The sequence below is a fragment of the Jannaschia donghaensis genome, assembly GCF_001403795.1.
In the GTDB taxonomy this organism is placed as follows: domain Bacteria; phylum Pseudomonadota; class Alphaproteobacteria; order Rhodobacterales; family Rhodobacteraceae; genus Jannaschia; species Jannaschia donghaensis.
This window is the reverse complement of sequence record NZ_CXSU01000012.1, coordinates 1,337,714-1,350,236: the sequence shown is the minus strand read 5'-3', so window position 1 is coordinate 1,350,236 and position 12,523 is coordinate 1,337,714. Positions and strand designations below refer to the sequence as shown.

Here is a 12,523-nt window from a genome sequence, read left to right as displayed (position 1 = left end):
CGCTGACTTCCTAGGTTGCGAAACATCCGCAATCAAGGAGCGCCTGCGATGCCCGACGATACCGAATGGTTCGACCCCGCCGCCACGACTTTCGGCGACCGCCTGACCGGCGCGCGCGAAATCGCGGGCCTCGACGTGGAAGAACTGGCGCGGCGGCTGGGCGTGAAGCCCAAGACCATCCGCGCCTGGGAAGACGACCGGTCGGAGCCGCGCGCCAACCGCATCTCCATCCTGGCGGGCCTGACGAACGTGTCGCTGATGTGGCTGATGACGGGCACGGGCGACGGGCCGACGCTGACCTCTGCGGAGCCCGAGGGCGATCTGTTGGCCGAAGTGGAGCGTCTGCGTCGCGACGCCGCGCGCATGGCCGACCGGCTGCGTATGTTGGAGGGGCGTTTGCGCGCTCAGCTGGAGGACGTCGCATGACCGCATTGTCCGCAGACGAGGCGCGCCGCAAGCGTCTGAAGATCAGGGCCTGGCGGCGGGGTATCAAGGAAATGGACCTGATCCTTGGGGGATATGCCGACGAACGGCTGCCCGACATGGACGCGGCGGACCTGGCCCTGTTCGAGGCGATGCTGGGCGAGAATGACCACGATCTGTATGCTTGGGTCACCGGTCAGCAGGCCCCGCCACCCCGCTTTGCGCCGTTGATCGCAGTGCTGGGCGAACGCGCGGCGGGCATTCGCGGCTAAATCGCGGCGGATTTGAGGCATTTTAACGAAATCCTAAGGCTTTGGCGTCAGGTACGGAGCAACGATGACTGCCACGGGATCTGCCGAAATGAGCCGACTTGAGAACTTCAAACCCCGCCAGCAGCCGGATTTCATGTCCGGCTACCTCGATGCGCTGACCTTGGTAGAACGGCTTCACCGCCTTCTGCTCGATGTCATCAAGGATGAATTCGAACGCGTCGGCATCCTTGAGATCAACGCGGTTCAGGGCCTGCTTTTGTTCAACATCTCCGACAATGAGGTGACGGCCGGGGAGTTGAAAAGCCGCGGGTACTACCAAGGCTCCAACGTCAGCTATAACCTCAAGAAACTGGTCGAGATGGGGTACATGCACCACCAACGCTGCGAGATCGACCGCCGCGCCGTCCGTGTCCGTCTGACGGAAAAGGGACGGGACGTGCGCGACGCGGTCGAGGCGCTGTTCCTGCGTCATGCGGACGGCATTCGGCACACCGGTGTGTTGTCCGATGCGGGTCTGGTGGAGATCGTGGGCACCCTGCGCCGGGTGGAGCGGTACTGGACCGATCAGATCCGCTATATCTACTGATCCTGGCAGTCCGCGCACCCGGCGTGCGCGGCCCCGGTTTCGGCTTGCACCCCATGCCGTCGGCACATAGAGACAGGCTCGATTTCACCCCGCCCCCCGTGGCGGGGCATTTTGCATATGCCGCGGCGCGCAGGCTCCGGGCGGACACGGAAGGACGATCCCATGCAGGTGACCGAGACCCTGAACGAAGGCCTTAAGCGCGGCTATACCATCACGGTCCCCGCCGCCGATCTCGATGCGACGGTGAACCGCAAGCTGGTCGAAGCGCAGCCCGAGGTCGAGATGAAGGGTTTCCGCAAGGGCAAGGTCCCCATGGCCCTGCTCAAAAAGCAGTTCGGTCAGCGCCTGCTGGGCGAATCGATGCAGGAAAGCATCGACGGTGCCCTAGGCAAGCACTTCGAGGAAACCGGCGACCGTCCGGCCATGCAGCCCGCGATCGAGATGCAGAACCAGGACGGCTGGAAAGAGGGCGATGATGTCGTCGTCGCCGTCACCTATGAAGCCCTGCCGACCGTGCCGGACGTCGATTTTTCTGGCGTGAAGATCGAAAAGCTGACGGTCGAGCCGGCCGAGGCCGACATTCAGGAAGCCTTGGAAGGGCTGGCCAAGAACGCGCAGGTCTTCGTTACCAAGAAGGGCAAGGCCGCAAATGGCGACCAGGTCGTCTTCGATTTCCTGGGCAAAGTCGATGGCGAGCCGTTCGAGGGCGGCGCCGCCGAGGATTACCCGCTGGTGCTGGGATCCAACTCGTTCATTCCCGGCTTCGAGGATCAACTGGTCGGCGTGAAGGCAGACGAGGAAAAGAACGTCGAAGTGTCCTTCCCCGAGGATTATCAGGCCGAGCACCTGGCCGGTAAGGCCGCGATCTTCGAGTGCAAGATCAAGGAAGTGAAGAAGCCGGGTGAAGCCAAGATCGACGACGATATGGCCAAGCAGTTCGGGGCCGAGAGCCTTGATGCGCTGAAGGGTCAGATCAAGGAGCGTCTGGTTTCCGAATACGACGGGGCTGCGCGCCAGATCGTGAAGCGTCAGCTTCTTGATCAGCTGGACGGTCTGGTGACGTTCGACCTGCCGCCCAGCCTGGTGGAGGCCGAAGCGCAGCAGATCGCGCATCAGCTTTGGCACGAAGAGCATCCGGAGGTGCAGGGTCACGACCACGAGAAGGTCGAGCCGACCGAAGAGCACAATAAACTGGCCGCCCGTCGCGTCCGCCTTGGGCTGCTGCTGGCCGAACTGGGTCAGAAGGAGAAAGTCGAAGTCTCCGACGCCGAGATGACGCAGGCGATCATGACCCAGGCCCGCCAGTATCCTGGCCAAGAGCGTGAGTTTTTCCAATTCATCCAGCAGAACCAGCAGGCCCAGCAGCAGCTGCGTGCGCCGCTGTTCGAAGACAAGGTCATCGACCTGATCCTGGATCGTGCCGAAGTCACTGAAAAATCGGTCAGCAAGGAAGATCTGCAGGCCGAAGTCGAGAAGCTCGAAGAAGTCTGATCGCATTCGTATGGCGATCATGGGGCGGCCTTTCGGGGCCGCCCTTTTTCATGGGTCGCTAGATGTGTTGCGCATCGAAAATCCCCGGCATGTCCGCCGGGGATCTGTACGTCGGGATGTCGCCGCCGGCGGGCGGCGAACGGTGTTCGGAACGGTCGTGGGACCCGTTTCCCAATCGGGTCAGGTTCCCGGTGTCACATGAATGACCTGGCCATCGTCCCTGTCCGTCAAGACGATGAAGGATCCGTCTGGCAGGATTTCGACATCGCGGACCCGGCCAAGGTCCATCAGCATCCGCTCTTCTTCGACGACCACACCATCCTCCAGCGACAGGCGCACCACGCCGCCGGGGTTCAGTGACGCGATCAACGCGTCGCCATTCCAATCGCTGAATGCCGCGCCGGAATGGAAGGCCATGCCACCGGGCGCGATCACGGGATCCCAGAAGTACGTCGGCTGCTCCATCCCGTCCTGGACGGCGTCGCCCGACCCGATCTCGCCGCCCGAATATCGCTTGCCGTAGGAAATTACCGGCCAGCCGTAATTCAGCCCGGCCTCCGGCGCGTTCAGTTCATCGCCGCCCTTCGGCCCATGCTCGATCGTCCAGAGCGTACCGTCCGCATCCACGGCCGCGCCCTGAATGTTGCGGTGACCATAGGACCAGATCGTGTCGACGGCCCCATCCTGATCGACGAAAGGATTGTCCTGGGGCACGGACCCGTCGAGATTGACGCGGATCACCTTGCCGTAGGTCTTGTCGAGATCCTGCGCATAAGGCCGCTCCTCGTCCGAGGAATGCTCCCCCGACGTGATGGCCCATGTGCCGTCGGCCAGTTGCAAGATGCGGCTGCCGTAGTGCTTGGCCGTTGGCGAGGGCGGGTCCTGAACGAAGATGTCGGTCACATCCGACAGGGTGGTCATATCATCGGACAGCACACCGCGCGCCGCCGCCGTCGCACTGCCGCCCGGGACGGGCTTGGCATAGGTGATCAAGACGGTGCCGCTTTCGGCGAAGTCGGGGGCCAGCGTCACATCGAGCAAGCCGCCCTGACCCTGCGGCAAAACCTCCGGTACACCAGAAATCGCCTCCGACAGGGTGCCGTCGGGCGACAGGTGCCGCAATTGACCGGCGCGTTCGGTCACCAGCCACCCCGCGTCGTCGGGCAAGGTTGCGATGCCCCAGGGGTGGTTCAACCCGTCCGCCAGAACCTTCATGTCTAGCACGACGTCGCTGGTCGTCAGCGGCGCGCGGGTCTGTTCGGGGAAAACGGGCGGGAAGTCGGTGTTCCGCGGTCCGTATTCGAAGCCTTGCGCCGTGGCGGCGGCGGGCAAGAGGGACAGGATGAGGGGCAGGGCGCGCATGTGAGATCTCCGATGTTTGCAGATGACCGATACTTAGAGCGGCCCGCGCACCTGTCACGTCACGCGCGCGTCCGGGGGGCACCCCCCCGGGATCCGTTCGTCGTCAGAGCGCGATGCGGAATTGCGCAAAACCCTCGTCGGTCATGCCCACTTCCTCCAGCGACACGCCCGGCACGCCTTGCGCATATCCTGTGCCCGCTGGCCCCGTCTCGAACAAAACGGTGGTGCCGTCCATCGGCGCAAAGGACCAGTTTCCATCGGCCGACGGGCTGATCGTGCCCTGTTCCACAATATAGCGGACGATGACATCGCGGTTGGTGTCCGGCGCCTCCAGAATGATGGTCGAGCCGTCCGCGCCCGGAAACGCGCCGCCGCCCGACGCCCGGTAGTTGTTGGTCGCGATCACGAACTCCGCAGTGGGGTCCAGCGGCGCGCCATCGTACGTCAGATCGACGATGCGGTTCGCGTCCGGGTTCGTAACCGCGCCTTCGCTGTCGAACCGGGCGGGTTGGGACAGATCGATACGGTACGACACGCCATCGATGACATCGAAGTTGTAGCTGGGGAAGTCGGGGTTCAAGAGCGGCGCGTCCGCTGCCCCCGCCTCCACCTGGTTGAACATGCCGGCGGAGCGTTCCAGCCAGTCCTTCACCTGCTGCCCGGTCACTTTCACCGCGCGCACCGTGTTCGGGTAGAGATAGAGGTCGGCGACATTGCGGATCGCCACGTCGCCTGCCGGGACGTCAGTATAATATTCCGCCCCGCCCCGGCCGCCCGCCTTGAAAGGGGCGGCGGCGGACAGGATGGGCAAGCCTTCGTATTCGGTGCCCGCAAGCAGTTGCTCGACATACCATTTCTGCGCGATCGATACGATCTGCACCGACGGGTCGTCGGCGACCAGCGCGAAATAGGAATGCAGCGGCGCGTCGGTCTTGCCGACGGCGCGGCGCACATAGGCCAACGTCTCGTCGTGGGCCAGTTGCGTCGTGCCTAGAACGCCGATGTCGCTTTCCACCTGCGGGACCCAGTTGCGATCTTCGTCCCGGACGGCGATGGGGCGCAGCTCGGAGGTGGACGCGGCGACGCGCCATTCCCCGCCGTCGCGTTCCAGCATCAGGTCGATCAGGCCCATGTGACTGCCCCAGAAACCGGGCATGACGGCGGGCTTGCCGTGGATCGTGCCGGCCACCGCATCCACGCCTTCGATGCCGGCATAGGCTTCGCCGGGGAATTCGCGGTGATGGTGTCCGGTCAGCACGACGTCGATGCCCGGAATTGCGGCCAACGGAACGCTGGCGTTCTCCATCATTTCCTCGGGCTGGGCCGGTCCGATGCCCGAATGGGACAGCGCGATGATGATGTCGGCGCCTTCCTCCTTCATCTGGGGGACGTAGGCTTCGGCGGTCGCAAGGATATCGCGGGCGGTCACGTTGCCTTCCAGATGACGGCGGTCCCAGGTCATGATCTGCGGCGGGGTGAATCCGATGATGCCGATCTTGATGGGATACGTCTCGCCGGCACCGTCCACCAGATCCCGGTCGATGATGACGTAGGGCGGGATCAACGTCGTATCGGCGGTGGGCGTGGCCCCTGCGGTCGTGGCGACGTTGGCCAGCACCATGGGGAACTGCGCCCCGGCCAGCGCCTTCATCAGGAAATCGAGGCCATAGTTGAATTCGTGATTGCCCAAGGTGGCTGCGTCGAAGCCGACAGTGTTCATCGCCGCGATGATGGGATGGAGGTCGCCCTCCTTGAGCCCGCGCTCATAGGCCATGTAGTCGCCCATCGGATTGCCCTGAAGGAAGTCACCGTTGTCGAGGACAAGGCTGTTGCCCGCCTCGGCCCGGACCTGTTCGATCAGGCTGGCGGTGCGGGCCAGGCCCACGGTGTCGACCTCCCGGTCGCCGTAGTAATCATATGGCCAGACATGCACGTGCATGTCCGTCGTCTCCGCGATGCGAAGATGCGCCTGATTCGCCTGCGCGCGGGCGGCGAACGGATGCACGATGACCAGGCCCGCACCGGCGATCACGGTGGTCGAAAGGAAGCGGCGGCGTGTCAGGGGCATGTCGGATCTCCGGGTTTGGGTGCCGGGTCAGCCTAGACCGCAATAGGCCAAATGGGGAAGAACCCCTGTCGCCGCGCGTAGGGATCACGGGCCTCGCAACGAAAAAGGGCCGCCCCCGAAGGTGCGGCCCAAATCCTGTGCGGGATGTGCTGCCGATCAGGCAGGCTGCTCCGCGTCGTCGTCGCCTTCGGGCGTCGCGACGGGGGCGGCTTCGTCGTCGCCGAAGTCTTCGGCGGCGGATCCGATGTCGTCGAACAATTCGCTGATCTCGAACTCGGCAGCGGCTTCTTCTTCTGCAGCCAGTTCCTGAATGGACTTGCCCGCGGCCTGAAGCTCCGCTTCTTCGTTCGAACGTGCGACGTTCAGCTCGATCTCGACTTCCACTTCGGGGTGCAGGCGCACCGTGACCGGGTGGATGCCCAGCTCCTTGATCGGCGCTTGCAGGATGACCTGCCCGCGCGCGACGCTGAAGCCATTCTCGGTCGCCACGTCGGCGGCGTCACGGGTGGTGACGGAGCCGTAGAGCAGACCGGAGTCGGAGGCGGAGCGGATGATGACGAACTGTTCGCCCGCCAGCTTGCCGCCTGCGGCCTCGGCTTCCTTGCGGGATTCGAGGTTCGTCGCTTCCAACTGGGCCTTGCGGCCCTCGAACGCCTTCACGTTGGCGTCGGACGCCGAAAGCGCCTTGCCCTGCGGCAGCAGGAAGTTGCGTGCGAAGCCGGGCTTGACGTCGACGACGTCGCCCATCTGGCCCAGCTTGGCCACGCGTTCCAGAAGGATCACTTGCATGTCGAAGTCTCCTTATTTGACGGCGTAGGGCAGCAGCGCCAGGAACCGGGCACGTTTGATCGCACGGGCGAGCTGACGCTGGTTCTTGGCCGACACGGCCGTGATGCGGGACGGGACGATCTTGCCGCGCTCGGAAATGTAGCGCTGAAGAAGACGGGTGTCCTTGTAGTCGATCTTGGGGGCGTTGGGGCCCTCGAACGGATCGGACTTGCGACGACGGAAGAAAGGTTTGGTAGCCATGATATCCGCTCCTATCGACGTTCGCGGCGCTCGGGGCGCTCGTCGCGTTTCTGCATCTGAACCGAGGGGCCTTCCTCGTGCGCGTTCACCTTGACGGTCAACACGCGCATGACGTCGTCATGCAGGCGGCACAGGCGCTCCATTTCCTGCACGGCGTCCGACGGGGCGTCGGTGCGCAGGAAGGCATAGTGGCCCTTGCGGTTCTTGTTGATCTTGTAGGCCATGGTCTTCACGCCCCAGTACTCGCTCTCGACGACGGTGCCGCCGTTGTCCGCGAGGACGGTGCTGAAGTGTTCCACAAGGCCTTCGGCCTGCGCGGTGGACAGATCCTGCCGCGAAATCATGACATGCTCGTAGAGCGGCATGCGAACTCCTGTTTTGTCGTCGCGCGTTTCACAGTCCGGGTCTTACCCGCCCCCCGGACACGAGAGACCACGCGGTAAAAGTGCATGGCGGGATGGGCGGGGTATAGCGATATGGGGCAGGGGCGCAACCCCGAACGCCAGCCGGGGCGGACGCACGAAAAAGGGGGCCACGAAGGCCCCCCGAAACTCGTTAAAAAGTTACTTGGTCGAAATGGCGGTGATCAGTTCCACCAGCCTTCGTTGACCGAGGGCATCTCTTCGAGCTGCTCTTCGCTCATGCGGGTGACGAAGCTGTAGGTCGCGTCGTCGACCGGCACGAGGCGGACGTCGTCGACGCGCAGCATCACATGCTTGTCACCGATGTCGAGGAAGCCACCGACCTCGGCCACGATGCCGATCATTTGGCCCGAACGGTCGAGAATGATGTCTTCGATTTCACCGATCTGGCGCAGGTCGTTACCATAACCCATGGTATCGTTGCTGTAGGCGGACTCGACATCGTCGCCCATCCAGCTCTCTTCTTCGTAGCCTTCGGAGACGGAGTAGATCGGGCCGCCGGTGATGTCGCGTGTGCGGATCAGCTGTGCGCTTTCCTCGTCGGTCATCTCGGCCATCGAGGGGTTGGCGGCGTGCGCGTCGGCGAAGGCGGGGCCGGCCAGTGCGAGGGCCAGGGCGGTCGTGGAAATCATGCGGAACATGTAATGTCCTTTCATTTGCAGGTTGTGTCCATTCAACACCGATTGCCGCACCTTGTTCCGCAATCTGAAGAAATTTTCGCGGTGTCGGCAGGCTTTCCCCAACGGAACGTGTCAGGATGTGACGATGGATGAACTGGTCCTTTGCGACGACGGCAAGACCCGCTGCGGATACCGCGCGCATGACCCCGTGTTCCGTGTTTATCACGACACCGAATTCGGCCGTCCGTCGGCGGACGAGACATGGATCTTCGAGAAGCTCTGCCTCGAAACACTGGCGGCGGGCCTGTCGTTTCACATGGTGCTGGGCAAGCGCAGGGTGCTGCGCGACGCCTTTCACGGGTTCGATCTGGACCGGGTGGCGCGGTTCGACGATGACGCGATCGACCGGCTGATGACCACGGCCGGCGTCATTCGCAATCCGGCGAAGCTGCGCGCCTGCGTCCACAATGCCCAGGCGGCGCGCGCGATGCGCGACGAGGGCGGTTTGCCCGCTTTCCTCTGGTCGTTTGAACCCGCCCCGTCCGAGCGCCCCAAGCGCATGACGCTCGACTGGCTGCGGGACAATCCGGTCAATGCGTCCTCCACCGCAATGGCGAAGGCGATGAAGAAACGTGGCTTCAAATGGGTCGGCCCGACCGTGTGCTACGGCATCTTCCAGGGGCTGGGTGTCGTGAATGATCATTTCGAAGGCTGTGACTTCCGCCCCCAATGCCTCCGGGACCGGAGCGCCTTCACCCCGCCGGGCTGACGTTCCGGCATCGAACGGCGGTGCGCCGCCGCACACAACCTGTTGAACATCCGCCTGTTCCGCATCGGCCCGCGATGAACCAGACTGCGTTACCAATCAACTGCCCCTAAACGGAGGTCCATCATGGTCCGCACGACACTTGCCGCCGCCGCCCTTCTGGTCGCCACCGCGCCCGCATTCGCCGACACCGAAACCTATCAGGTCGACTCCAGCCACGCGCAGACGCTCTTCAGCTACACCCACCTTGGCTTCTCGACGACGTTTGGGATGTTCTCGGGCTGGGAAGGCACGATCGAATGGGACGCGGAAGACCCCGCCGCCTCGTCGGTCGACGTCTCCATTCCCGCGGCCGAGATGTTCACCGGCTGGGAAGAGCGTGACAAGCATTTCTCCTCCGAGGACTTTCTCGACGCCTCCACGAACGACACCGTTCGTTTCGTCTCTACCGGAATCGAAGTGACGGGCGAAGACACTGCCAAGATCACCGGCGACCTGACCCTGGGTGGCGTGACGCAGGAAATCGTCCTCGACGCGACGCTCAATCAGGTCGGTGACCACCCGCAGCAGCAAAAGCCGTGGCTTGGCTTCGACGCCACCACGACGATCCTGCGGTCCGATTTCGACGCCGGGGCCTTCGCGCCCTTCGTGTCAGACGAGGTCGAGGTGATTATCTCGATCGAAGCGGGCAAGGCCGACGCCTGATCCCATCGGCCGGGGGGCACCGCGTTCCCCGGCCAGACCATCGGCGAACCGACACGCCGCCTTGACCCGGCCCGTGCGACCGTGCCCCATGCGCGGATGAAATCCATCGATGACGTGCAGGCCGCGCTGGCCGAACAGAATTACGTCTGCGGGCGCGCGCTTGCCACCGTGACGTATCTTTCCCTGACCCTGGGCCGCCCGCTTTTCCTGGAAGGCGAAGCGGGGACGGGCAAGACCGAGATCGCCAAGGCCATCGCGGCCGCCTTGGGGCGTCGCCTGATCCGGCTGCAATGCTACGAAGGGCTGGATGCGGCCTCTGCCGTTTACGAATGGAACTTCGCCGCGCAGATGATGGCGATCCGGCGGGCCGAAGCGACGGGGGCGGAGCCGCCTGATCTGTTCTCCGACGACTTCCTGATTGCGCGCCCGTTGCTGGAGGCGATGCGCGCCCAACCCGGTGGCGCCCCAGTCCTGCTGATCGACGAGATCGACCGCACCGACGCGCCGTTCGAGGCCTTCCTTCTGGAGGCATTGTCGGACTTCCAGGTCACCATTCCCGAAACCGGCACCGTTACCGCACCCGCGCCGCCGATCGTGATCCTGACGTCGAACCGCACGCGAGAGGTGCATGACGCGCTCAAGCGCCGCTGTCTCTATCACTGGGTCGATTATCCTACCCACGACCGGGAGATGGAGATCCTGTCGGCCCGCGCGCCCGAAGCCTCGACTGCACTGTCGACCGAAGTCGTCGCTTTCGTCCAAGCCTTGCGCACCGAGGATCTGTTTAAGAAACCCGGCGTCGCCGAGACGATCGACTGGGCCAAATGCCTGCTGGCGCTGGATATACTGGAGCTGTCGCCCGCGGTCATCGCCGATACGCTGGGCGCGCTGCTCAAGTATCAGGACGACATCCAGAAGCTGCAGGGGTCGGAGGCCAAGCGCATCCTGGACGAGGTGCGGGCGGAGGTGGCGTGACATCTGCGCCCGTGATTCACATCTGCGGCTGGCCGGGGAGTGGAAAGCGGGCGATTGCACGGCTTCTGCGGGACAGGATCGGGGGCCGCCTGCTGGACAATCATCTTATTCTCGACCCTGCGAGCGCGCTGTTCGCGCGTGGAACACCCGAGCGTGCGACCTTGCGCGACGATCTTCGCCGGATGCTGTATGATGCGGCTCTCTCATTGCCGGCGGATGTGCCGTTGATCCTGACGGACGCTCTCGCACAGACCGATCGACACAGCAGTCTTGTCGAGCCGACGCTTCGACTGGTGCGGCGCAGGCGCGCGGCTCTGATGGCTTTCGTCCTTCAGATCGAACTGGCCGAGAACCGCAGGCGCTTGTCCGACCCCGCCCGGCACGATGGCTATAAACTGACGGATACGGCAACCCTCGACGACCTGCGCACGCGTCATGCGCTGCTGCATCTGCCCGGCGCACGGACAATCGACGTCACGACGCTGAGCGCGGCGCAGGCAGCGAAACGGATCGAAGGTTTGCTTCATGCCTGAACATCCCCCCCTCGACCTGCCTGACGCCCCGCAACTGGCGGCAAACATCGCGCATTTCGCCCAGGCCCTCCGCCGCGCGGGGGTGCCCGCCAGTCCGGACCGCCTGATCCTTGCGACCCGTGCGGTGGCCGCCGCCGGTTTCACCGACCGGGCCGATTTCTTCCACGCGCTGCAGGCCGTCTTCGTGCAGCGGCCCGAACATCGCGCGACCTTCGCGCAACTCTTCCGCCTTTACTGGCGCGACCCGCGCTATCTCGAACACATGATGGCGATGCTGACCCCCACGGTGCGCGGCGTGCAGGAAGAGCGGGGGCCGAAGCCGGCCGAGAAACGCGCGGCCGAAGCGCTGCTGGATCAGCCGGAGCAGATCCCCAAGGACGAGGAGGCGGCTGCGGAGGAGTTGCAGCTGGACGCGGCGGCCACGGCCAGCGCGACGGAAACCCTGCGGACCCTCGATTTCGAGCAGATGTCCGTCGCCGAAATGGCAGTGGCGAAGCGGATGCTGGCCCGTCTGCGCCTGCCGGTCGCGCCGTTGGTCAGCCGGCGAACGCAGGCCGCCCCCGCCGGGCGGATCGACCGGCGCGCCACCCTGCGCGCGGCCCTGCGCCACGGAGAGATCAAGGCACTCAAGTACGCCAAACCCCGCATCCGTTGGCCGAACCTGGTGGCGCTTTGCGATATCTCCGGCTCCATGTCCTCCTATTCGCGCGCTCTGCTGCATTTCCTACACGCCGTCGCCAATCGGCAGGGACAGGGCTGGGCCGAGGTGCACGGTTTCACCTTCGGCACACGGCTGACGAACATCAGCCGGCACCTGGCGACCCGAGACGTCGATGCGGCACTGGCCGCCGCCGGTGCCGAGGCGCAGGATTGGGAGGGGGGCACGCGGATCGGCGATGCGCTTCACGCCTTCAACCGCGACTGGTCGCGCCGTGTTCTGGGGCAGGGGGCCATCGTCCTGCTGGTCACTGACGGGCTGGACCGGGGCGACGCGGACCGGCTGGCCTTCGAGGCGCGCCGCCTGCATCTGTCGGCGCGGCGGGTGATCTGGTTGAACCCGCTGCTGCGGTTCGATGGTTTCGCCCCCAAGGCCGCCGGCATCCGGGCGCTGTTGCCCCATGTCGACAGCTTGCGCGCGGGCCATTCGATCGCCGCGTTGGAGGGGTTGGCCGACGCGCTCTCCCGTCCCGACGATGTCGGGGCCCTGGACCGACTGCGCCGATAGCGCATCTTCCGGGTCGCCGCCGGCGCGCGATTCTTGCCATCTGGAC

The 12,523-nt window shown here is 64.6% G+C and carries 15 protein-coding genes; 9 read left to right on the top strand and 6 right to left on the bottom strand.

The features are described from left to right. Positions 1 to 48: 48 nt before the first annotated feature. The 4 genes from JDO7802_RS15915 (at position 49) to tig (ending at position 2,772) form a co-directional block, all read left to right on the top strand. Complete coding sequence (locus JDO7802_RS15915; protein WP_055086912.1) at positions 49 to 426, top strand: helix-turn-helix domain-containing protein; 378 nt, start codon at positions 49 to 51, stop codon at positions 424 to 426. Then, positions 423 to 695 carry an FAD assembly factor SdhE gene (locus JDO7802_RS15910; RefSeq protein WP_055086911.1) on the top strand — a complete coding sequence of 91 codons (273 nt, stop codon included), beginning with the start codon at positions 423 to 425 and terminating at the stop codon, positions 693 to 695. The genes JDO7802_RS15915 and JDO7802_RS15910 overlap by 4 nt, the downstream gene beginning before the upstream one ends. Before the next feature lie 88 nt (positions 696 to 783). Next, positions 784 to 1,281, top strand: a complete 498-nt coding sequence (locus JDO7802_RS15905) for a MarR family winged helix-turn-helix transcriptional regulator (RefSeq protein ID WP_055087292.1) — start codon at positions 784 to 786, stop codon at positions 1,279 to 1,281. 162 nt (positions 1,282 to 1,443) lie between these two features. Continuing rightward, positions 1,444 to 2,772, top strand: a complete 1,329-nt coding sequence (tig, locus tag JDO7802_RS15900) for a trigger factor (protein ID WP_055086910.1) — start codon at positions 1,444 to 1,446, stop codon at positions 2,770 to 2,772. 180 nt (positions 2,773 to 2,952) lie between these two features. Here the strand turns inward: tig and JDO7802_RS15895 are convergent, their stop codons facing one another. The 6 genes from JDO7802_RS15895 to JDO7802_RS15870 form a co-directional block, all read right to left on the bottom strand. Further along, positions 2,953 to 4,134 carry a PQQ-dependent sugar dehydrogenase gene (locus JDO7802_RS15895; protein WP_055086909.1) on the bottom strand — a complete coding sequence of 394 codons (1,182 nt, stop codon included), beginning with the start codon at positions 4,132 to 4,134 and terminating at the stop codon, positions 2,953 to 2,955. A 103-nt stretch (positions 4,135 to 4,237) separates the two neighbouring features. After that, on the bottom strand, positions 4,238 to 6,202 hold the full coding sequence (locus JDO7802_RS15890) for a bifunctional 2',3'-cyclic-nucleotide 2'-phosphodiesterase/3'-nucleotidase (RefSeq protein ID WP_055086908.1): 1,965 nt from the start codon (positions 6,200 to 6,202) through the stop codon (positions 4,238 to 4,240). A 156-nt stretch (positions 6,203 to 6,358) separates the two neighbouring features. Further along, a complete protein-coding gene (gene rplI, locus JDO7802_RS15885) occupies positions 6,359 to 6,991 on the bottom strand; it encodes a 50S ribosomal protein L9 (protein ID WP_055086907.1) in 633 nt (210 codons plus the stop codon). Positions 6,992 to 7,003: 12 nt separating this feature from the next. Next, complete coding sequence (rpsR, locus tag JDO7802_RS15880; RefSeq protein ID WP_055086906.1) at positions 7,004 to 7,231, bottom strand: 30S ribosomal protein S18; 228 nt, start codon at positions 7,229 to 7,231, stop codon at positions 7,004 to 7,006. Positions 7,232 to 7,242: 11 nt separating this feature from the next. Further along, on the bottom strand, positions 7,243 to 7,596 hold the full coding sequence (rpsF, locus tag JDO7802_RS15875; RefSeq protein WP_055086905.1) for a 30S ribosomal protein S6: 354 nt from the start codon (positions 7,594 to 7,596) through the stop codon (positions 7,243 to 7,245). Positions 7,597 to 7,817: 221 nt separating this feature from the next. Continuing rightward, positions 7,818 to 8,309 carry a PRC-barrel domain-containing protein gene (locus JDO7802_RS15870; protein WP_245624208.1) on the bottom strand — a complete coding sequence of 164 codons (492 nt, stop codon included), beginning with the start codon at positions 8,307 to 8,309 and terminating at the stop codon, positions 7,818 to 7,820. 109 nt (positions 8,310 to 8,418) lie between these two features. On the opposite strand from JDO7802_RS15870, the gene JDO7802_RS15865 reads away from it, so the two are divergent. The 5 genes from JDO7802_RS15865 to JDO7802_RS15845 all read left to right on the top strand — a co-directional run bounded on the left by JDO7802_RS15865 (position 8,419) and on the right by JDO7802_RS15845 (position 12,477). Next, a complete protein-coding gene (locus JDO7802_RS15865) occupies positions 8,419 to 9,042 on the top strand; it encodes a DNA-3-methyladenine glycosylase I (RefSeq protein ID WP_055086903.1) in 624 nt (207 codons plus the stop codon). 123 nt (positions 9,043 to 9,165) lie between these two features. Then, positions 9,166 to 9,744 (top strand): YceI family protein, encoded by a 579-nt coding sequence (locus JDO7802_RS15860; RefSeq protein ID WP_055086902.1) that lies wholly within the window; start codon positions 9,166 to 9,168, stop codon positions 9,742 to 9,744. Between the two features lie 96 nt (positions 9,745 to 9,840). Next, positions 9,841 to 10,719, top strand: a complete 879-nt coding sequence (locus JDO7802_RS15855; RefSeq protein WP_055086901.1) for an AAA family ATPase — start codon at positions 9,841 to 9,843, stop codon at positions 10,717 to 10,719. Next, complete coding sequence (locus JDO7802_RS15850; RefSeq protein ID WP_055086900.1) at positions 10,716 to 11,252, top strand: hypothetical protein; 537 nt, start codon at positions 10,716 to 10,718, stop codon at positions 11,250 to 11,252. The genes JDO7802_RS15855 and JDO7802_RS15850 overlap by 4 nt, the downstream gene beginning before the upstream one ends. Further along, on the top strand, positions 11,245 to 12,477 hold the full coding sequence (locus tag JDO7802_RS15845) for a vWA domain-containing protein (RefSeq protein ID WP_055086899.1): 1,233 nt from the start codon (positions 11,245 to 11,247) through the stop codon (positions 12,475 to 12,477). The genes JDO7802_RS15850 and JDO7802_RS15845 overlap by 8 nt, the downstream gene beginning before the upstream one ends. The last annotated feature ends 46 nt before the right edge of the window (positions 12,478 to 12,523 follow it).